Raw genomic sequence first — 21,153 nt, 5'->3', positions numbered from 1 at the left:
GTTTTCTCATGCTATAATGATGTGTAAAAAGGATGGGGAAACGTATGTGGAGCGAGCATGTTACGTTAGAGTATCCGTATCATTTTGAAGAAGTATTAAAACGTTTAGCTTTTGATCCTCTTAACGTCATTCAATTAGATGAGAAAGTTATTTATATCCCGCTTTGTATAGACGAGGAACAGGTTGTTGTTCGCTTACAAGGGATTGGTACTGTTCAAAATCCACAGTTTTGGATTTCTAGTCAGACAGGAGATCCAGAGAAAGTCATGAAACGAATGAGGGCCATTTTTCATTGGAATGAACCGTTTCAAGATATACAAAATCATTTTTTAAACACATCATTACGTCCACTATTTGAAACATATGCTTATACTCCAATTATTTTAGAATTTGATTATTTTGCTTGTCTGCTTCGCTGTATCATTCACCAACAAATAAATTTGAAATTTGCTACTGTGTTAACAGAACAATTTGTGAAACGGTATGGAACAGAGAAGAACGGTGTATTCTTTTTCCCCACTCCGGAAATAGTAGCAAATATTTCAATAGAAGAATTGAGAGAGCAGAAGTTTAGTCAGCGAAAGGCTGAATATATAGTAGGATTAGGTCGAAGTATTGTCAGTGGTACATTAAATTTAGCGAGTATAGAAAATGGGACGGAAGAAGACATTTCAGCACAATTGTTGCCAATTAGGGGAATTGGTGCATGGACAGTGCAAAACTTTTTAATGTTTGGGCTTGGACGGAAAAATATGTTCCCGAAAGCGGACATTGGGATTCAACGTGCAGTGCAAGGTATATTTCAATTAGATGATAAACCTGATGATGCATTTTTAGAAAAAGTGAAACAAGAGTGTGAACCATACTGCAGTTATGCAGCGTTATATTTATGGAAAAGTATAGAGTAGAGGTGTAATAATGATACAAAAGCAACATGAGAGTAAGTTGGAAGTTGGTCAAACGTTTCCTGTGACAATTAAACGTCTTGGGATTAACGGAGAAGGCGTTGGTTATTTTAAGAGACAAGTTGTTTTCATTCCAGGGGCATTACCAGGAGAAGAAGTTGTTGCAGAAACAACGAAAATTCAGCGTGGCTTCGCTGAAGCGAAAGTGAAAAAAGTTCGTAAAGCTTCACCGCATCGTGTGAAAGCACCGTGTCCAGTATATGAGGAGTGTGGCGGTTGTCAGCTGCAACATTTAGATTATAAAGAACAATTGAATCAAAAGCGTGATATCGTTGTACAAGCATTTGAGAAGTACATGAAAAATAGTATGGAAGAGAAAATTCGCCCAACGCTTGGCATGGAAAATCCATGGCATTATCGTAATAAGAGTCAATTACAAGTGGGGCGTAAAGACGAAAAGGTTATTACAGGGCTGTATAAACAAAACTCACATCAGTTAATTGATATCGCTCACTGTATGATTCAACATAAAGCAACGAATGAAGCGACAAAAGTTGTAAGACGTATTTTAGAAAAATTAAATGTTTCTATTTACAATGAGAAAAAACAAAAAGGTTTAGTACGCACAATTGTAACACGTACTGCAGTTCAAACAGGGGAAGTACAAGTTACACTTATTACAACAAAAGAAGAATTACCAAATAAAGAACAATTTATTGCAGAAGTACAAAAACAGATGCCAGCGGTTAAATCAATTATGCAAAATGTAAACTGGCGTAAAACATCGGTTATTTTTGGCGACAAAACATTTAAATTAGCTGGAAAAGAAGTCATTCAAGAAACACTTGGCGATTTATCATTTGAATTATCAGCACGTGCATTCTTCCAGTTGAATCCAGAGCAAACAGTTGTTTTGTATAATGAAGCGAAAAAAGCAGCTGCGTTAACAGGAAACGAGAAGATTGTGGATGCGTACTGTGGTGTTGGTACAATCGGTCTTTGGCTTGCAAATGATGCAGCGGAAGTACGTGGTATGGATGTGATTCCAGAAGCAATTGCAGATGCAAGAAAAAATGCAAAGCGTCACGGATTTACAAATACGAAATATGAAGCAGGTAAAGCTGAACAATGGTTACCGAAATGGGTAAAAGAAGGATGGCGTCCAGATGTAATTGTTGTCGACCCACCACGTACAGGTTGCGATGATAAATTACTGGAAACAATTTTAAAAGTGAAGCCGAAACAAGTTGTGTACGTGTCTTGTAATCCTTCTTCATTAGCACGTGATGTACAAGCATTAATGAAGAGCTATGAAGTGGAGTATGTGCAACCAGTTGATATGTTCCCGCATACAGCTCACGTAGAAAATGTAGTGAAGCTTGTTAGAAAGTAAAGTTTATTAATATTCCCTCATGGTATGAGGGAATATTTTCTATGAAGGAGAATATTATGCATAATTATAAATTAACGATTCAGTACGATGGTGCACGTTTTAAAGGATGGCAACGTCTTGGTAATAACGATAATACGATTCAAGGAAAAATCGAAAGTGTCATATCTGAAATGGTCGGAAAAGAAATTGAAATTATCGGTTGTAGTAGAACAGACGCTGGTGTACATGCTTTGAATCAAGTTGCTAACTTTCAAAGTGATGAGAAGTTAGTGGAACATAAAGTGAAAAAATATTTAAATCAATATTTACCTAACGATATTAGCATTACGAATGTGGAAGAAGTACACGATCGTTTCCATGCTCGTTACAATTCTAAAGCAAAAACATATCTGTATAAAATTTGGAATGAAGAGCATACAAATCCATTTATGCGTAAATACAGCATGCATGTGAATAAAAAATTAAATGTGAAAAGCATGAAAGCAGCTGCAAAACATTTAGTTGGTTCACATGACTTTACTGCTTTTTCAAATGCGAAATCAAAGAAAAAATCTATGGTTCGAGAAGTATATACACTTGATGTGATGGAAGAGGCAGGGTTTGTACAAATTAGAGTAAGTGGTAACGGCTTCCTTCATAATATGGTAAGAAAAATTGTCGGGGCATTAATTGAAGTTGGATTAGGACAATTAGATGCTGAAGCAATTCCAAACATTTTAGAGGAAAAGCAGCGCAATCAAATTAATTGTCTTGCTGAGGCAAGTGGGTTGTATTTAGAGAATGTTGAGTTTTAATGGCAAATAAAAAAATCGGGCTAAGTAGCTCGATTTTTTTAGTATTACGAAGATTTTTCGTTTTTTATACGTAGCTTTAAATTCCAAAAAGCAGCAAGCATAATAGCTGCAAAGGAGCCAAAAATTGTTCCTAATAGCTTTGCATAAGGAGAGCTGCTTACATCGGCATTAATGAATAACATCATACAGAGCATGGCAGGGAAAAAGTATAAGTATTGTAACAACTTTAATTTTTTATCATTACTCATATATATAGCCCCTTTCTAGCATGTTATATGTTTATTATAACATATTTTACCAAGTTGTTTTTGCACTTGGAGACATGTTTATTTCATATGTGTAAATGCAGTTTTTTAATTCGATATTGTAAGTTTTGCCTACTTAATCCTAAAAATTTTGCAGCTTGTGAGATGTTGCCATGATTCTCTTTAAGAATTTGGTTAATGTAGTTCTTTTCCATTTTTTCTATTGTGTGTTTTAAAGTTTTAGGTGCATCAGTATTGTGATTAGTTAGTGCATGTTGCATATTGAATTCTGTTTTTATTCGTTCGCGAAAGCGAGTAGGAAGATGAAACGCTGTAATGATGGTTTCATCTTCTATCAAGTTCATGGAACCTTCAATTATATGTTCCAACTCCCGTACGTTTCCAGGCCAATCGTATGCATAGAAAAATTCTCTTACATTTACATCTACATCGGTTACGTTGAGCCCGAATTGAGTATTATATTTTTCAATAAAGTGCTGAACAAGAGCTGGAATATCTTCTTTTCTTTCACGTAAAGGCGGAAGACATAAAGTAACGACGCTTAATCGGTAATATAAGTCTTCTCTTAATCGATTATGTGTGATGGCTTCAAAGGGATCTTCATTGATAGTTGCTATAATGCGAACATCAATTTCTTTTTCGTGTGTACCTCCGATTCTTCGTATTGTTTTTTCTTGTATAGCCCGCAGCAACTTAGCTTGAAGTATTGGGCTTAATGAATTGATTTCATCTAATAACAAAGTTCCTCCGTTTGCTTCTTCGAATAAGCCTGATTTATCTATTGCTCCTGTAAAGGCACCTCGATTTGTGCCAAATAGTAGGCTTTCCATTAAGGTATCAGGTATAGCGGCACAGTTTTGTGAAATAAAGGGTTTTGTTGAACGCTGACTTTCATTATGGATGCTTTGTGCAAATAGTTCTTTACCAGTGCCTGTTTCTCCTACTAGAAGTATGGAGGAAGATGTACGAATTACTCTTTTTCCTTCTGTAATGATTGATTGAATGGCTTCAGAATCACCAATTATGTGATCAAAGGTAAATTTAGTGCTTTGTTTTCGAGAAGGACCTATTTTTATCGTTTGCTTTAAGTTACTAATTTCTTTTGATATTTCAATAGCGCCTTTAATTTTTCCATTTTCTATTATAGGGAAAGTATCGTTAATCGTTGTAATTTCTTGTCCTTTATTGTTAAAATACGTTTGTTTTATATTTTTCTTTGTTTTTCCAAATTTTAATGCCTCTATAAGAGTACTATTTTTATTTTCTTCAAATGCGAATACTTCTAAAGGACTTTTATATAGCACATCTGAGCGCTCCATTGATTCAATTTCCATCATTTTGCGGTTATAGATAATCGTCTTACTTTCCTCATTAATAATATGAATTCCGATGTCGAGTTCATTGAGTAAAGTTTCATATAGCATATTCATTTCAATGATCTGTTTTAAATTAATTTCTTCTGTACGCATAGATTATCTTCTCCTCATTCCACCCTATGAAGACTGACTTTTTATAATTTTATTAAAATTCTTATAAAATCGCAAAAATTTTTTGCTATTTTCCTTTTAAAATCTCTGAAATGATAGAAAAATTTTGCGGTTATGAAGTTTTTTTTTTGAGAAATCTTCATTTTAAATAGGAATTGGAGATTGGTACGCATTTTGCATAAATAATAATTGATATATCTAAAGGAGGGATATGCAACGTTTCAGTACCAACTAATAAGAAGGAGGAGTGTATAAAGTGAAGACGGTTATAGAATGCGTGTATAGTCCTTGTTACGGGAAAGTAGAGAAGTTATTTGTTACGGAAAGTTCTTACGTATACGAGTGGGAGAAATTAGCATTAATTGAAACAATAGATAAACAGAAAGTAGAAATTAAGATAGGGATCAGTGGTTATATTGAATCATTAGAAGTAGTAGAAGGACAAGCTATTGCTGATCAAAAGTTATTAATAACAGTAAGGGATGACCTTTTAGTAACAGGCAGTGATTAATGTAAGTGACGTGTATTTTTGCTCTTTTAAATCATTATTTTTACGGTGAATAATTTTAAAAACGCTTACATTAAATGGGTTTACAAAGTGAAAAGGGGGGGATTTATATGATGAATCAAAATCAAGGATTAAAAAGAGAATTGAAAAGCAGGCACATATTTATGATTGCACTTGGAGGCGTTATTGGTACCGGTCTTTTTTTAGGATCTGGGTATACAATTCATGAAGCTGGGCCTGGAGGAGCGATTGTAGCATATCTTGTTGGAGGATTTGTTATGTATTTAACGATGCTCTGTCTTGGAGAGTTAGCTGTTGCAATGCCTGACGCAGGATCTTATCAAACGTATGCTACGAAGCATATTTCCCCTGCAGCGGGTTATGTAGTTGGATGGATGTCATGGTTAAACTGGTCAGCTACGATAGGGATTGAACTAATTGCAGTTAGTATTTTAATGAAGCGATGGTTTCCAGATGTACCTTCATGGATTTGGTGCGTAGTGTTTGCGTTACTCCTCTTTGCTATTAATGCGTTATCTTCAAGAAGTTTTGCGGAAGTTGAATTTTGGTTTGCAAGTATTAAAGTAATTACGATCATTGCATTTATTATTTTGGGCGGGGCAGCAATGTTTGGTTTTCTAGATATGAAAGGAAATGAACCAGCACCGATGTTCTCTAGTTTTACTGATTATGGTGGATTGTTCCCAAATGGATTATCAGCTATTTTAATTACGATGATTGCAGTTAATTTTTCTTTCCAAGGAACGGAACTAGTCGGTATTGCAGCAGGTGAGAGTGAAAATCCAGAGAAAACAATCCCGAAGGCAATTAACAATACAGTTTGGCGTATACTTGTTTTCTTTGTACTATCTATTTTTATTCTTGCTGGACTATTCCCTTGGCAACAAGCAGGAGTAATAGAAAGTCCATTTGTAGTTGTATTTGATAAAATTGGTATTCCTTATGCAGCAGATATTATAAATTTTGTTATCATTACAGCAGTGCTATCCGTTGCGAATTCAGGATTATATGCAACTTCTCGTATGCTATGGTCTATGTCTAATCAAGGAATGATTAGTCCGATTTTTGGTAAGTTATCTAAAAACGGTGTTCCTATTTATGCATTGATTGTAAGTACAATTGTAGGTTGCCTTTCATTACTATCAGGTATTTATGCGGAAGATACAGTTTATTTATGGCTACTTTCTATTGCCGGGTTCGGGGCGATATTAGTTTGGGCATCTATTGCTCTATCTAACTTATTAGCTAGGAGGTCATACATAAAGCAGGGCGGGGATGTGAAAGAATTGAAATTTAAAACACCTCTGTATCCATTCGTACCACTGCTTGCACTAGTATTAAATGTAACAGTAATTATTGGTATGGCCTTTATTCCAGAACAAAGAATGGCATTGTATTGCGGAATTCCATTTATGATTGTTTGTTTACTGTTTTACCGTGCGACAAGAAATAAGGCACGTAAAGTAGAACATATTGAAAAGACAAATACGACGGAAGTAGAGAGCTTCTAATATGAATTAATTTGGAGACTGTAAGATTTGTAAACAGTCTCTTTTTTTGTGAAAATAAAGTTGGAAACATACTACGTATGTAAAGGGGAATTAGCGATGAATGAAAAAGTTTCACAGCTATTAGAGCAGATTGATTTACGAAAAGATGAGTTACTAGAGCTTACAAAGAATTTAATTCGTTTTGAAACACCAGCACCGCCGGCGAGAAATACAAATGAGGCACAACAATTTGTTGCAGAGTTTCTAAGAGAACAAAATTTTAGTGTTGATAAATGGGATGTATATCCTAATGATCCGAACGTTGTTGGTGTGAAAAAAGGGGCAAAAAGTGACTCATATAAAAGTCTTATTATTAATGGACATATGGATGTAGCTGAAGTATCGGCAGATGAGGCGTGGGAAACAAATCCGTTTGAGCCATTTATAAAAGATGGTTGGTTAGTTGGACGTGGTGCAGCTGATATGAAAGGGGGACTAGCTGGAGCGCTATTTGCTATTCAGCTATTACAAGAAGCTGGTATTGAATTACCTGGAGATTTAATCTTTCAATCCGTAATTGGAGAAGAAGTTGGAGAAGCTGGTACACTTCAATGCTGCAAAAGAGGTTATGATGCTGATTTTGCAGTCGTAGTGGATACGAGTAATTTACATATGCAAGGACAGGGCGGCGTAATTACTGGCTGGATTACTGTGAAAAGCCCTCAAACGTTTCATGATGCAACGCGTAGGCAAATGATTCATGCTGGAGGACGTTTATTTGGAGCGAGTGCAATTGAAAAAATGATGAAAATTGTGCAAAGTTTGCAAGAATTAGAGCGTCATTGGGCAGTTATGAAAACATATGAAGGCTATCCGTCTGGAACAACAACAATTAATCCAGCTGTTATTGAGGGTGGAAGACATGCAGCTTTTATTGCGGATGAGTGCCGGTTATGGATAACAGTGCACTTTTATCCGAATGAAACACATGAACAAATAATAAAAGAAATTGAAGAGTATATCGGTAAAGTAGCAGCTGCCGATCCATGGCTAAGTGAAAATCCACCACAATTTAAGTGGGGCGGAGAATCAATGATTGTGGATCGTGGCGAAATTTTCCCTTCTTTAGAAATAGATAGTGAACATACAGCTGTAAAAACGCTTAGCTCAGTACATGAATCAATTCTTTCTAAAAACGCAATTTTAGATATGTCTGCAACGGTAACGGATGGTGGTTGGTTTAGTGAATTTCATATTCCGGCTGTTATTTACGGACCAGGCACATTAGAGGAAGCTCATTCAATAAATGAGAAAGTAGAAGTAGAGCAGTTAATTGAATTTACAAAAGTAATAACAGCATTTATATATGAATGGTGTCATATGAAAAAATAGATTAGTATGTTGAAATCGTACAGGTATGTATACTTGTACGATTTTTTAGTGAACTATTTCAGAGTTAAATAGAAACAACTGAAATAGTTCTTTATTTTTCTATGTCTTTCGTTTTAGTTCCATTAATTTCTCTTTTGCTAATTCAACAGCAATAGCATCATCTAAATAGCCAATTGGAAAGAGATAGTCGGGAATAATATCTGTCGATAAAATGAAATACAGTAATGCGCCACCAAGAACTGCACGCTCTTCTTTTGGAATCGTTTCATTGCAAAATTGTTGATACATATCTGTTAATTGTTCAATGAAAGGGCCAGCACTATCAATTTGTTCTAACTTGCTCGCGAAACTTTCATGAATGCGCTTTTCACCTTCTGTTGTTTGAGCATATCGTTCATAGTTTTCAAGTTCTTGTTTTACGCGGGTTGTTGTGTAGTCGAAATCGAATAAGTTAGAGGATTGCAGAGTTTGCTGAATTGTATCAAGAGATGTGTACATATCCGTCTTTTCTTTATTAATGTGAGGAGAATCAGGATACATTTCATCAAATAACAATTGGGGTGGAACTTGCAGACATTCTGCGAATTTTTGTAGGTGTTTTTGTTTTGGCGGTTGTTTACCATTCATAATTCTTGAGATTGTTGCGGGATCAATATTTGTAAGCATTCCGAGTTGGCGCATAGATAAGGCACGTTCTTTTAAAAGTTTTTTTATTAATCTACTAAGCCGCTCATTTGGATTTTCTTTAGGCATAGCGAAGGCACTCCTTTTTATTGTTGAAAAAATGTTGAGCATTTATTACATGTATATGAAACAGACAGGCACAGTTGCTCAACATTTTCATAAGATGCATGGAAAAGTAAGGAAAAGGGGTGGCTATTTATGAGTACGGCAGGTCTATTTTCAATTTTTTTAATCGGGATTGCTTCTAATTTAGATAATGCAGGTGTTGGGATTGCATATGGCATTCGTAAAATTAGAATTTCGTGGTTCAACAATTTTATCATCGCATTTTTTGGGTTTTTATTTACTTTATTAGCTGGATTTTTTGGGAACTGGATTGCGTTATTTATTTCAGAGTTTACAGCAAACCTGATTGGAGCGATAGTTTTAGGGATAATCGGGGTGTTTATTTTGTGCCAGCCTTTCTTGGGGCAAAGAAATACCGTAGGCTCTAAAGATGGTAATGTACTTATGGGAATTTTACGTGATCCAGAAAAAGCAGATTTTGATGGTTCTAAAACAATTAGTTTTTCAGAAGCAATTGTATTAGGGATTGCGTTGTCTATTAATAATATTGCAGGTGGATTTGATGCTGGGATAACAAATTTAAATCTTTGGCTTACAGCGACTATTTCTGGGGTGTTTAGTTTTATTTGTATTAGTGGTTTTGCGTATGTAGGAAAACGATTTTTAGCAGAATACTTAGGGAAATGGGCGACAATTATCGCAGGAGTATTATTAATTCTTATTGGGATCGATCAGTTGTTGTAAGGAGAGTAGAAAACAAGGTTCGAGTATTTCCTTGGAAATACAGCAAGGGATTGCATATATCGACGTACTTTTCTCCATACTAATACGGATTTCTTTTAAGAAAGGGGGATTTGTATGGGACGCGGGAAAGCATTTGATCATAAGAAAAAAGGGCATGATCATCAACCACCTAAAGGTGCGTTCATTCATAAAGATGTAAATGAACATACTTTGGAAGAGGAAGAGCTACCAGTAAATATTGAGGCGTATAAAAATAGTTTAAAAAAACATTAAAAGCACCTACATAGGTGCTTTTTTACCGTATATCTTCAATTAATTGTTCCGATTCTTCATGCATACTGTACTCACTTAATACTTGAATGCAAAGCCATTTTAATTCCTCAATCGTATGCTCAAGTTCTTCAGGAAGCACGTGATAAATGTCTTCAAGTCCCATCCCGAAATGAATAAGTTCAAGTACTTGATCATCGATGTTCCGATCCATTAATAATTCAAGTACTTCTAAATTGAATATGTATCGGTGAGCTTCGTCGAGTGAAACAACTTTTAACTTCAAGCTTTCTACAATACTCAATATAAAAAGAAGGATTGTTTTTTCAAGAACAGGTTGTTTTCCCATTTGAAATATTAGTTTCATCTTTCACACCTCCACATATAGCGCTAGGTTGTACTATATTATTCAGGAGGGGGGAACAAATATGCATGATATAGAGAAACTTTCAGCACTGTTTTTATAAGAAGATTGATAACTCACAAAAGTGAGGTTTTGACGAAATAAAAAATCCTGCTAGTATAGCAGGATAACTCGCGATTAAAAAATGCTCCAACCTTCTTGAGCAGAAAGAAGTTCAAGAATTTTAAAACCAGCAATACTATTTCCGTTTGCATCTAAAGCTGGTCCGAAAATACCGATTCCCATGTCTCCTTTTACGCAGCCAAAAATACCACCGGCTACACCGCTTTTTGCAGGAATACCAACACGAATTGCAAATTCACCAGATTCGTTATACATACCACATGTGACCATAAATGTTTTGCAAATTTTTGTAATATGTTTAGGGATGATTTGTTTCTTTTTATAAGGATCATATCCATCCATTGCAAAAATTAAGCCGATACGTGCTAAATCGATGCAGTTTACTTCAACTGCGCATTGACGAGTATATAAATCCATAAGTTCTTCAATATCACAATCGATAATTCCGTTTTGTTTCATATAATAACAAAGTGAACGGTTTAGGTAAGCTGTCTCTAGTTCTGAATCGGCAACTTTAGAGGAATAATTAATAGTAGGATTATCTGTTATTTCACGTACAAAATGAAGAATACGTTCCATTTTTTCCTCGTTATCTTTTCCTGCTAACATGCTTGTAATAGCTAATGCTCCTGCATTTATCATTGGATTAAGGGGTTTGGACGGACTTGTTGTTTCTAACTTAATAATAGAATTAAATGGGTCACCCGTTGGTTCCATTCCAACTTTAGAAAATACATATTCTTCACCACGTTCTAAAAGGGCAAGGGCAAGTGTAATTACTTTGGAAATACTTTGAAGAGTAAATAGTGTTTGTGAGTTGCCTGCATGGATATATTCTGTTTCTTTATGGAAAATGGCAATCCCTAAATCGTCTGGATTTGCATTTCCTAGTTCGGGGATATAAGTAGCAAGTTTTCCTTTTTTTGTATATGGTTTTACTTGTTCTAACAACTGTTGTAAGTTGTTTGTTTCAATGCACTGCATAGTACCAACGCTCCTATTTTGAATTAACTAAGTTTACTTTTCCCGATATGCTCGGAAATAAATAATAACATGAAAAAGTGGAATGATAAAACGAAAGTTCAATGTGATATAATAGGTCTTTCGTTTCGAGTATTCTGTATTTTAAAAAGGAGAATTTTCCTTTTATATAACAGTTTGGAAATAGGAGATTTATCCATAAAAAGTTCAGAAATAAAAACTACACATCTATACAACTATATGTTATTATGGTTATGTAATAGAAAGCGTTTTCTAAAGCGTACTTATAATGATAACGATTTCATAAATTTAATTAGGGGGAATTAAAATGTTGCAGTTTTTACAACGTATTGGTAAAGCTTTAATGCTTCCGATCGCAGTACTACCAGCAGCAGGATTATTGCTTCGTTTAGGGCAACCAGATGTATTTGATATTCCTGTTATGGCACAGGCCGGCGCAGCAGTTTTTGATAACTTAGCACTTATTTTTGCAATTGGTATTGCAATCGGTCTTTCAGTGGATGGTAGTGGTGCAGCAGGTCTTGCAGGTGCAATTGGTTATCTTGTTATGAAAAATAGTATTGATGCACTTAGCAAAGGGTATTCAACTGCTGAATTACAAGGTAAATTAGGTAAAGTCCAAGATTTAATAGGTAATAGCGCAAATGTAGATCCATCTAAGCTTGCAGATACAATGACACAAGTATCTAAGGCTGCTGAATTATCGACTAAAGTAGATATGAAAGTTTTAGGTGGTATTATTGTTGGTGTTATAGCAGGACTTCTTTATAATAAATTCCATAAGATTAAACTTCCAGAATGGTTAGGTTTCTTTGCTGGAAAACGTTTCGTTCCAATTGTTACATCGGTTGTGATGCTGATATTAGGAATTCTATTTGCACAAATTTGGCCAACAATTCAAAATGGTATTGATGCATTAGCTCATGGAATTGTTAATTTAGGTGCAATTGGTTCAGGATTATTTGGTTTATTAAACCGTTTATTAATCCCAATTGGTTTACACCACGTAATGAACACATACTTCTGGTTTGTATTTGGGGACTTTACAAATGCAGCAGGTAATGTTGTTAATGGTGATATTGCTCGTTTCCTTGCAGGTGACAAAACAGCAGGTATGTTTATGACTGGTTTCTTCCCAGTTATGATGTTCGGTTTACCAGCAGCATGTTTCGCAATGATTGCAGCTGCTAAACCAGAAAAGCGTAAAGCAGTTACTGGTATGTTAGCTGGTCTAGCATTAACTTCATTCTTAACTGGTATTACAGAGCCTATTGAATTCTCATTTATGTTCTTATCACCAGTATTATATGGTATTCATGCTGTACTAACAGGTCTTTCTTTATTCATTACAACATCACTTGGCATTCATGATGGTTTCTCATTTAGTGCCGGTGCAATCGATTATGCTTTAAACTTCGGTATTGCAACAAAACCAGTCTTACTAGCAGGTATCGGTTTAATTTACGCAGCAATTTATTTCATAGTATTCTACTTCTTAATTAAGAAGTTCGATTTAAAAACTCCTGGTCGTGAAGATGACGATGAGTTAGTTGAAGATGGTGATGCACCAGTTGCAGGTTCAATTGGTGAAACTTACGTAGCAGCTTTAGGCGGAAAAGAAAACTTAACAGTTATTGATAACTGTGCAACACGTCTACGCTTACAAGTAAAAGATGCTGGTCAAGTAAATGAAGCAGCATTAAAACGTGCTGGTGCAAAAGGTGTTATGAAATTAAGTAATACAAGTGTACAAGTTATCGTAGGTACAAATGTTGAATCTGTTGCCGATGATATGAAAAAACACGTATAAATAATGAGATAAGAGGATGTCCAAAAAGATTGATAACATCAATTTTTTAGAGGATATCCTCTTTTTTTGTTAATAATTTAACGGGAATCTTACTTTTGTAAATTTTCTTTTTCTTTTTTGTACATATAGGTTGGTAATATGTGCAGTGCGTGATAAAGTAGGGATGATATAGAATGGATTATCCATAATCTACTAAAACGAATCTTTAGTAGACGAATTAAATTATTGGTGAGTAAGGGGAAAAAAGCAATTATGGATCAGGAAAAAAATAATGCGAATGGGAAAGCACATCGGCCGATTGTATACATAAAAAGAACAATCATTCTCGTCTTACTATTATCACTTGTATATTTCATGTATACAAAAATTGTTGCGCATAATAAGAAAGAAGAAACTTTAAAAGCGGCAGCAGAAATGAAGAAACAAGAAGAGTTAAAAAAGAAAGAAGAAAAAAAGAAACAAGAAGTACAGAAGCAAAAACAAAAAGAGCAGGAAGAACAAATGAAGCAAGCGCAAGCAGCGGAGAAACCTGCTGAAGGACCACCTCAAGAAATTAATGAAAACGCTCAATTGGACCAGTATTTACTAAACGCAGGATTTAGCGGGACAGCTGTTATTGTGAAGAACGGAAAAGTTCTTCTGAATAAAGGGTATGGTATGGCAAATAAAGAGCAGCAAGTACCGAATAATTCAGAGACGACTTTTTATATTGGTTCTATTTCAAAGGCGTTTGTAGCAACTGCTATTATGCAATTGAAAGATCAAAATAAATTACAAGTAGAAGATACTGTTGCGAAGTATATTCCAGATTTTCCACAAGGTAATAATATTCAGCTAAAACATCTATTAACACATACATCAGGGATTCCCGAATATGAGCAGGGAAAAGAAGATATTTCTCATGAAGAACTGATAAAGCGGATAGGAAATCAAAAGCGTATTGGTGGTCCAGGAGAGAAGTGGAAGTATTCTGATTCGAACTACTCTATACTTGCTTATATTGCAGAGAAGGTAAGTGGGCAGTCACTCGAAGAATATATTAAACAACATATTTTTACCACTGCCGGTATGAAACATTCTGGCTTTGGCACAGCGTTAGAACAAACAAGATTCCCATCAACGGGTTATAAAATAGTAAATAATAATATGACAACACCTAATATTCCAAGCATGTCACAACTATATGGTTGTGGTGATATATACACAAGTGCGCATGATTTATATTTATTTAACGAAGCACTATTCTCTGGAAAATTAATTTCAAAAGAGAGTTACGATCAAATGTTTACGGGTGGAAAAAAGGATTACGGGTTTGGATGGTACGTAGACCCAGGAAGCTATTCGAATCATGGTGTAATGCCGGGTTGGAATTGCTTAAACGGATTTAGTAAAAATGGTAGTGTATATGTTGTTTTATTATCTAACATTCAAAATAATATTAAATCATTTGGTAAAGTGAATAATGACATTTATTCGATATTGCGGAATATTGAAGTGTAAGAAACTATCCTGTTGGATAGTTTTTTTTTTGCTCTGAAACAAATATTTCTTTTAGAAAATGTATGTCTTACCTATCACAAAAATATCTATTTTGTATACATTAAGATGTATGGATGTAAAATTTTATAATCTAAAAATAATAGGAGGAGAAGTGTATGTGTCTGTTCAGAAAATATTGGCATAAATTATCAAGATTGTTTAATAGACAATTAGATTATTTTTTAGATAATAAGTTATTGCCTGCTGTGGAAAGACTTTTATTTTCACAAAACTTCGCGAGATTTATTCAAAGAAACTCTAAGCAAGCTACGGAAGAAGTTATTGAATCAAGTAGATTTCAATCTATTATTTGTAACATTTTAAAAGAATGCAATACATCACCTTTTAAAGAAATTGCAAAGCAGTATTTAGGTAAAAACGTAGAAATTACGGTGACAGTTGGACAATTAACAGGTGTTATTGTAGCAGTTGGTGATGACTTCTTAACATTGCAAGAAGGAATAGGAACTGAAGTTTTATTACCATTTACAAGTATTATATCAATTAAAGAAGCGTAAGAAAGGAGAGTTATATATGTTATTTACTGATGAATTACGTAACCATGTTGGAGAATTAGTGCAAGTTGTGACAGCTGTAGAAATCATTGTAGGCGTTCTTTTATCTGTGACGGATGGGGCAGTAATTGTTCGTACTTCTCCTTCTTATGGACCACCAGAAGATGTAGTTGTGCGTATTCCTATTATTGCTTATGTTCGCTTGGAAGGGTAAGAGTGATACAAGTATGAGAGTGTCAGTTGTTATTCCAGTGCATAATGAAGCAAGTACTTTATCAAAAGTTTTAGTAGAGGTAAGAAAGCTCGAACCATATGAAGTTATCATAGTAGATAATGGATCGACCGATGGGACGAAGGAAATAGCATTACAGCATAATTGCCGTGTGATTTATTATAGATATTCTCTTGGTAATGATGTGGGACGGGCAATTGGTGCTAGAGAAGCAAAAGGCGAGATTGTTTTGTTTTTAGATGGTGATATCGTCATGAAAAGTGAAGAATTATACAATTTTATTAAAGGAATACGACAAGGACATGAGATTGTTTTAAATAATTTAACATGGTCCGTTTACTTGAAGATGAGACCGCATTATACGACGGTTGGAAAATATATGTTAAATCGTTATTTGAACAAGAAAGAGTTTGTTGTAGGATCTTTAATTGCAATACCACATGCGATAAGTCGTAAAGTGATTGAAAAACTGGGGTGGTGGAATTTAGCAGATCCAGCATTATTTCAAGCGATGGCGATGTCTAGAGGAGTAGATATTTCTGATATGGCTTCAGTTGATGTCATCTACACAAATAAAGTTCGTCCTGTGCATACTGGTACATCACCTGGCTCTCCTTATCCGAAAGCGACTAGTCGTATTATGGGTGATCATTTACGAGCTTTACAATACGTAATCGAAACATATGGTAAACGCGGTGGTTTTTCAGAGGACAATAGAGATAGAGAGTTTGTAGGAAAGTATAAACCAGTTTTATTACAAAAGAATAAAGCGAAATATAGTGCCATTATCCCAGTATCAGAAGAGAAAATGACCATAAGGTCTGTTATAAAAGAAGTGAAAGAAGCAGGTGTAGATGAAATTATAGTTGTCGCGAATGGAGCAGATGTTGAGACTGTTAAACAGGCAAAGCTAGAGAATGTTATTGTTGTTGAATTTACGAAGGCGCTTGGACATAATGTAGCACGAGCAATAGGTGCCATGCATGCTACGGCAGATATTTGTTTATTCGTTGATAGTGATCTTGTTATTCCAGCAAAAAAACTCACTCTATTTTTACATGCTGTTGAAGATGGAAATGACGTGGTGTTAAATGATTTACAATGCTTATTAGATATGTTTCATCCAGCAGATCCAATTAGTATGGGAAAATACTTTGTGAATTTGATAGCGAAACGACCAGATTTATGGAATAACTCACTAACTGCTGTACCACATGCCATTCATAAGAAGGTAATAGAGAAAATAGGATATGATTCCCTTATCATTCCGCCATTAGCACAAGTGAAAGCTATTTTAGAAGGATTCTCTATTACAACAGTAGAGTTAGTAGATGTTATAAAAACAAATCGAGTACGTCCAGAGCAACACGAATTTGTAAATGGGCGTATTTCAGCGTTTGATCGTATTTTCGGTGATCAACTTGAAGCGGTTGCGTATTTATTACAATGTACGGACGAACGTGGTGGTTTTACAGATGGAGATAGAGATAGAGATGTAATTCAACAATTGAGAAGGGAAGAAGAGAATACAAATGAATAGTAGTAAAGTAGCTATTATTGGGCTAGGGTATGTTGGCCTTCCTTTAGCGGTACATTTTGCAGAAAGAGGGCATACAGTACTTGGATTAGATAAAGATATTAGAAAAATAGACTCAATTATAAAAGGAGAAAGTTATATTCCGGATGTTTCTTCTAAAGAGTTACAAAGTTTATTGACGAAAAAAAAATTAACAGTAAATACACCGGATCAAGGCATTGCTGATTTTCAAAATAGTGATTATGTTATTGTCACTGTCCCGACTCCAATTAATGAACAAAGAGAACCAGACTTAAGTGCCCTCATTTCAGCTTCGCATTATATACAACAAAACCTTCAAAAAGGACAAACCTTCATTTTTGAAAGCTCCACATATCCAGGCACACTTGAAGAAGTCATCCTACCTATTATTTCTCAAAATGGTAAAAAGGTAGGGGAAGATTTCTATATCGGATATTCCCCTGAGAGAATTGATCCAGCAAATAGTCAATATTCAGTTCAAGCTATTCCAAAAGTTATTAGTGGACAAACAGAAAAGTGTAGACAAAAGGTACAGGATTTATATAGTACCATTTTTGACGAAGTTGTACCTGTTAGCTCTCCGAAAGTAGCAGAGATGTGCAAGCTATTTGAAAATATTCAGCGCTTAGTTAACATTTCTTTAGTAAATGAACTAAACACACTATGTGAAAGTTTAGGCATTGATTTTTATGAGGCCATTGAAGCGGCATCTACAAAACCATTTGGGTTTACTCCGTATTGGCCAGGGCCAGGGATAGGGGGACACTGTATTCCCGTAGACCCTTTATATTTTCAATGGAGAATAAAAAAGAATGGAGCAATTAGTCAATTAATTGAGGCTGCACATATAATTAATGAAGAAATGCCAGAGAAAATGGTCCGGAAAGTAAAAAGTGTGGTGCAATTACCTGCAACGGTGTTAATTGTAGGGATTGCGTATAAAAAAGATGTAAATGATTTGAGAGAATCACCAGCGTTACCGATTATTCAATTATTAAGAAATCAAGGATACGAGATAGAATATCATGATCCTTATATTTCTTCCGCGGAAATTGGAGATAAGGTGTACCAATCTGTTTCTTTAGATGAAGAAAAAGTTAAAAAAGCGGATTGTATTTTAATTTTAACGGATCATTCTAATATTGATTGGAAGCTTTTTAAAGGAATAGACCGAGTAATAGATACACGCGGGATTGTAAAGAAGGTGAGTAAATGAGTAAGAAATGTTTAATTACAGGTGGAGCCGGATTTATCGGGTCACATTTAGCTGAAGAGTTGATGAGAAGAGGTTATGAGGTCACTGTTGTGGATAACTTTTATAAAGGTAAAAATAAGTACCATAAAGAGTTAATGAAAGAAATCCGTGTTATTCCAATAAGTGTTTTAGATAAAAATTCTATTTATGAATTAGTAGATCAGCATGATGTCGTGTTTCATTTAGCAGCAATTTTAGGTGTGAAAACAACAATGGAAAAAAGTATAGAGCTCATAGAAACGAATTTTGATGGGACGAGAAATATTTTACAAGCAGCGCTAAAAGGAAAGAAGAAAGTAGTTTTTGCTTCTACTTCAGAAGTATATGGTAAGGCCAAGCCGCCTTTCTCTGAAGAGGGAGATCGATTGTACGGGGCAACTTCTAAAATTCGTTGGAGTTATGCGGTTTGTAAAACGTTAGAAGAAACATTATGTTTAGGATACGCATTAGAAGGCTTACCGGTAACGATTGTTCGATATTTTAATATTTATGGTCCAAGAGCGAAAGATGGTCCGTATGCAGGAGTAATTCCGCGATTTATCCGTGCGGCACTGCAAGGAGAAGACATTCTCGTATATGGAGATGGAAAGCAGACACGTTGTTTTACGTATGTGAGTGATGCGGTAGAAGCAACAATTCGGGCAATGGATGAGAAGGTAAATGGTGAGATTATTAATATAGGTTCTGAGAATGAACAGAGTATAAAAGAAGTAGCAGAAGTAATTAAAAAATTAACGAATTCTTCTTCGAAGATTGTACAAGTGCCTTTTGAAGAAGTATATCCTCATGGTTTTGAAGAAATTCCAAATAGAAGACCAGATGTAACAAAATTAAAAGAGCTTGTTCAATTTCAGGCGAAAGTAACGTGGGAAAACGGATTGAAGGAAACAATTAAGTGGTTTCGTGAACAAAACAATGGCTAAGTCATTATCTGTTATTATTCCTGCATGTAATGAGGTCGATACGATTTCAGACGTTATTCAATCGGTAAGACCATTAAATCCAGTAGAAATCATTGTAGTAGCAAACGGTTGTAATGATGGAACAGAAGATGTTGCAGATCGTTTAGGGTGTAAAGTAATCAAGCATACAGAGCTACTAGGGAACGATGTTGGACGTGCAGTCGGCGCAAAACATGCGATAGGTGATGTATTACTATTTATAGATGGTGATTTTGCTATTCCAACTTCAAAATTAAAATTATTCCTTAATCCGATTTTATACGATCAGGCAGATGTAGTTTTAAATAATTTGGATGCATTATTTTTAAAAAGGCAAAAAACCACTTCTATTACAGTATGGCGCCAAATATTAAATGCAATGTTAGAGCGTGAAGAATTAAAAATGAATTCTTTATTAGATGTACCTCATGCGCTGACGAAAGAAGTCGTTCAAAGCATCGGATATGAATGTTTTGTTAATCCTATTGTGGCTCATTTGCACCTAGTTCAAAGTAAATGGAGAATTAGTCGTCATTGTGCCATTGACGTTATTACGCCGAATAAATTTCGTCCATTCCAGCATGCTGCATATGGGCCAAATCTTTCCCAATCTGAAAAAAGAATGATAGGTGATCATATAGAAGCAGTAGCAGAACGGATATTAAGCAGTGATGAGCGCGGAGGATATTATGATGGAAATAGGAAAAGGGATAGTGTCTATCATACTTTAAGTTTTGAAGAGTTTTATCAAGGGTGGGGTGTTACATCTGATTTGTATAAAGGAAAGCAACTATCGGTTGTTATTCCCGTACAAGATGAAGAGAAAACAATTGGAAACGTTATAGAAGAGCTTCGCAAAATTGAACCCTTCGAAATTATCGTTGTCGTAAATGGTTCGTCAGATAAAACGAAAAAAATTGCAAAAGACAAAGGGGCAACGACAATTGTATATAAAGAAGCACTCGGAAATGATGTGGGGCGCTCACTTGGAACGTATTTTGCAAAAGGAGAAATTGTGTTATTTATAGATGGCGATTTTGTTATTCCAGCGAGTGAGCTGTATCCTTTTGCGAAAGCTATTGCAGATGGAACAGATGTTGCATTAAATGATCTAAATCATTATTTAGATTTAAGAGTACCGCTTCATCTTGTAACTGCATTTAAATATGCATTAAATTTAGCTTGTGATAGAAAAGATCTAGGCGTAGGCTCTCTTATCGCTGTACCGAATGCGTTTAGCCGTAAGTGTTTGAAAGAAATTGGGTATAGATCTTTACTGACGCCGTGTGTAGCCCAAGTGAAAGCTATTCTTTCAGGATTTGAAGTTGCATGTGTAAGTCGTGTTGAGGTCGATAAGATGAACCGTATTCGTCCCAGTGAACATTTTGCTAAAATAGGTCATCCACCAGCTGTACTTCGAATTATAGGTGATCATATAGAAGGACTAGATCAAATAATTGCATTAACAGACAATCGTGGCGGATTCTATGATGGCAATAGAAAAAGAGATGTTTTATAGAAGTAACAAAAAAAGTGTACAACATGTGTACACTTTTTTGTTCTGTTATAAAAACTATAACAGATTAGGAGATAAGAGTATTACAGCTCTACAATGGGTATTGTTCTTATATTACAAAATAGGACTCGTATATAAGGATACCAAAAAAATACAATTAAGGAAAGGGTTAATTTTAAAGACTTTTAAATGAAGTTAACACTATATATATAGTAGTTTGCTCAACATTTCACAAACATGTCACAACTATTTCGTTCACTTTCGTAAAAAAGTAGTAT

The 21,153-nt window shown here is 35.0% G+C and carries 22 protein-coding genes and 1 pseudogene; 18 read left to right on the top strand and 5 right to left on the bottom strand.

Annotated elements, in window-relative coordinates:
- Positions 1-44: 44 nt before the first annotated feature.
- From M1D66_RS24865 to truA, 3 genes are read left to right on the top strand one after another with little or no spacing between them, the layout of a single operon-like run.
- A complete protein-coding gene (locus tag M1D66_RS24865; RefSeq protein WP_000269412.1) occupies positions 45-908 on the top strand; it encodes a DNA-3-methyladenine glycosylase family protein in 864 nt (287 codons plus the stop codon).
- 10 nt (positions 909-918) lie between these two features.
- Entirely contained in the window at positions 919-2,298 is a 1,380-nt protein-coding gene (rlmD, locus tag M1D66_RS24860; RefSeq protein ID WP_000615206.1) for a 23S rRNA (uracil(1939)-C(5))-methyltransferase RlmD, read from the top strand.
- Between the two features lie 56 nt (positions 2,299-2,354).
- Complete coding sequence (truA, locus tag M1D66_RS24855; RefSeq protein WP_000553118.1) at positions 2,355-3,092, top strand: tRNA pseudouridine(38-40) synthase TruA; 738 nt, start codon at positions 2,355-2,357, stop codon at positions 3,090-3,092.
- Positions 3,093-3,136: 44 nt separating this feature from the next.
- Here truA and M1D66_RS24850 read toward each other — a convergent pair whose 3' ends face one another.
- Together M1D66_RS24850 and M1D66_RS24845 are read right to left on the bottom strand one after the other, a co-directional pair.
- On the bottom strand, positions 3,137-3,340 hold the full coding sequence (locus M1D66_RS24850) for a hypothetical protein (RefSeq protein ID WP_000063861.1): 204 nt from the start codon (positions 3,338-3,340) through the stop codon (positions 3,137-3,139).
- Positions 3,341-3,423: 83 nt separating this feature from the next.
- Positions 3,424-4,827, bottom strand: coding sequence for a sigma-54 interaction domain-containing protein (locus tag M1D66_RS24845; protein ID WP_086411459.1), 1,404 nt, complete (start codon positions 4,825-4,827; stop codon positions 3,424-3,426).
- Between the two features lie 274 nt (positions 4,828-5,101).
- Between M1D66_RS24845 and M1D66_RS24840 the strand changes: the two genes are divergently transcribed.
- The 3 genes from M1D66_RS24840 (at position 5,102) to M1D66_RS24830 (ending at position 8,256) form a co-directional block, all read left to right on the top strand.
- Positions 5,102-5,356 (top strand): biotin/lipoyl attachment domain-containing protein, encoded by a 255-nt coding sequence (locus M1D66_RS24840; protein WP_000859480.1) that lies wholly within the window; start codon positions 5,102-5,104, stop codon positions 5,354-5,356.
- Positions 5,357-5,463: 107 nt separating this feature from the next.
- Positions 5,464-6,885, top strand: coding sequence for an amino acid permease (locus M1D66_RS24835; protein ID WP_000981860.1), 1,422 nt, complete (start codon positions 5,464-5,466; stop codon positions 6,883-6,885).
- A gap of 48 nt (positions 6,886-6,933) precedes the next feature.
- Positions 6,934-8,256: an acetylornithine deacetylase gene (locus tag M1D66_RS24830; protein ID WP_140335703.1), complete on the top strand. Its 1,323-nt coding sequence runs from the start codon at positions 6,934-6,936 to the stop codon at positions 8,254-8,256.
- Positions 8,257-8,355: 99 nt separating this feature from the next.
- Here M1D66_RS24830 and M1D66_RS24825 read toward each other — a convergent pair whose 3' ends face one another.
- Complete coding sequence (locus tag M1D66_RS24825; protein WP_001123718.1) at positions 8,356-9,009, bottom strand: helix-turn-helix domain-containing protein; 654 nt, start codon at positions 9,007-9,009, stop codon at positions 8,356-8,358.
- Between the two features lie 129 nt (positions 9,010-9,138).
- Here M1D66_RS24825 and ytaF point away from each other — a divergent pair, with 129 nt between their 5' ends.
- Together ytaF and M1D66_RS24815 are read left to right on the top strand one after the other, a co-directional pair.
- Positions 9,139-9,750, top strand: coding sequence for a sporulation membrane protein YtaF (ytaF, locus tag M1D66_RS24820; RefSeq protein WP_000100723.1), 612 nt, complete (start codon positions 9,139-9,141; stop codon positions 9,748-9,750).
- Positions 9,751-9,864: 114 nt separating this feature from the next.
- Positions 9,865-10,023, top strand: a complete 159-nt coding sequence (locus tag M1D66_RS24815; RefSeq protein WP_000532409.1) for a hypothetical protein — start codon at positions 9,865-9,867, stop codon at positions 10,021-10,023.
- Between the two features lie 22 nt (positions 10,024-10,045).
- On the opposite strand, the gene M1D66_RS24810 is transcribed toward M1D66_RS24815, so the two are convergent.
- The gene (locus tag M1D66_RS24810) at positions 10,046-10,387 is read right to left on the bottom strand and encodes a DUF3969 family protein (protein ID WP_000766604.1); all 342 of its coding nucleotides are present in this window, start codon (positions 10,385-10,387) and stop codon (positions 10,046-10,048) included.
- 174 nt (positions 10,388-10,561) lie between these two features.
- Entirely contained in the window at positions 10,562-11,491 is a 930-nt protein-coding gene (gene glsA / locus M1D66_RS24805; protein WP_001149864.1) for a glutaminase A, read from the bottom strand.
- A gap of 69 nt (positions 11,492-11,560) precedes the next feature.
- Between glsA and M1D66_RS24800 the strand changes: the two are divergent.
- From M1D66_RS24800 to M1D66_RS24755, 10 genes and pseudogenes are all read left to right on the top strand, one after another.
- Positions 11,561-11,675: pseudogene (locus tag M1D66_RS24800) on the top strand (transcriptional regulator).
- A gap of 141 nt (positions 11,676-11,816) precedes the next feature.
- Positions 11,817-13,319, top strand: a complete 1,503-nt coding sequence (gene nagE / locus M1D66_RS24795; RefSeq protein ID WP_000938900.1) for an N-acetylglucosamine-specific PTS transporter subunit IIBC — start codon at positions 11,817-11,819, stop codon at positions 13,317-13,319.
- Between the two features lie 252 nt (positions 13,320-13,571).
- Positions 13,572-14,819, top strand: coding sequence for a serine hydrolase domain-containing protein (locus M1D66_RS24790; protein WP_086385308.1), 1,248 nt, complete (start codon positions 13,572-13,574; stop codon positions 14,817-14,819).
- Positions 14,820-14,974: 155 nt separating this feature from the next.
- Entirely contained in the window at positions 14,975-15,376 is a 402-nt protein-coding gene (locus M1D66_RS24785) for an LSm family protein (RefSeq protein WP_000335531.1), read from the top strand.
- Positions 15,377-15,392: 16 nt separating this feature from the next.
- On the top strand, positions 15,393-15,587 hold the full coding sequence (locus tag M1D66_RS24780; protein WP_000899470.1) for an LSm family protein: 195 nt from the start codon (positions 15,393-15,395) through the stop codon (positions 15,585-15,587).
- A gap of 13 nt (positions 15,588-15,600) precedes the next feature.
- Positions 15,601-17,145 carry a glycosyltransferase family 2 protein gene (locus M1D66_RS24775; protein ID WP_001266468.1) on the top strand — a complete coding sequence of 515 codons (1,545 nt, stop codon included), beginning with the start codon at positions 15,601-15,603 and terminating at the stop codon, positions 17,143-17,145.
- Entirely contained in the window at positions 17,138-18,379 is a 1,242-nt protein-coding gene (locus M1D66_RS24770; RefSeq protein ID WP_001088926.1) for a nucleotide sugar dehydrogenase, read from the top strand. The genes M1D66_RS24775 and M1D66_RS24770 overlap by 8 nt, the downstream gene beginning before the upstream one ends.
- The gene (locus tag M1D66_RS24765) at positions 18,376-19,341 is read left to right on the top strand and encodes an NAD-dependent epimerase/dehydratase family protein (protein WP_000037018.1); all 966 of its coding nucleotides are present in this window, start codon (positions 18,376-18,378) and stop codon (positions 19,339-19,341) included. Before M1D66_RS24770 ends, M1D66_RS24765 begins: the two co-directional genes overlap by 4 nt.
- Complete coding sequence (locus M1D66_RS24760) at positions 19,334-20,878, top strand: glycosyltransferase family 2 protein (RefSeq protein ID WP_041184011.1); 1,545 nt, start codon at positions 19,334-19,336, stop codon at positions 20,876-20,878. Before M1D66_RS24765 ends, M1D66_RS24760 begins: the two co-directional genes overlap by 8 nt.
- Complete coding sequence (locus tag M1D66_RS24755; protein WP_002094217.1) at positions 20,847-21,068, top strand: hypothetical protein; 222 nt, start codon at positions 20,847-20,849, stop codon at positions 21,066-21,068. The genes M1D66_RS24760 and M1D66_RS24755 overlap by 32 nt, the downstream gene beginning before the upstream one ends.
- Positions 21,069-21,153 lie beyond the last annotated feature (85 nt).

Source organism: Bacillus sp. PK6-16 (assembly GCF_056530295.1).
Note: the sequence above shows the minus strand (reverse complement) of the source record. Positions and strands in the feature narration are given on the sequence as shown.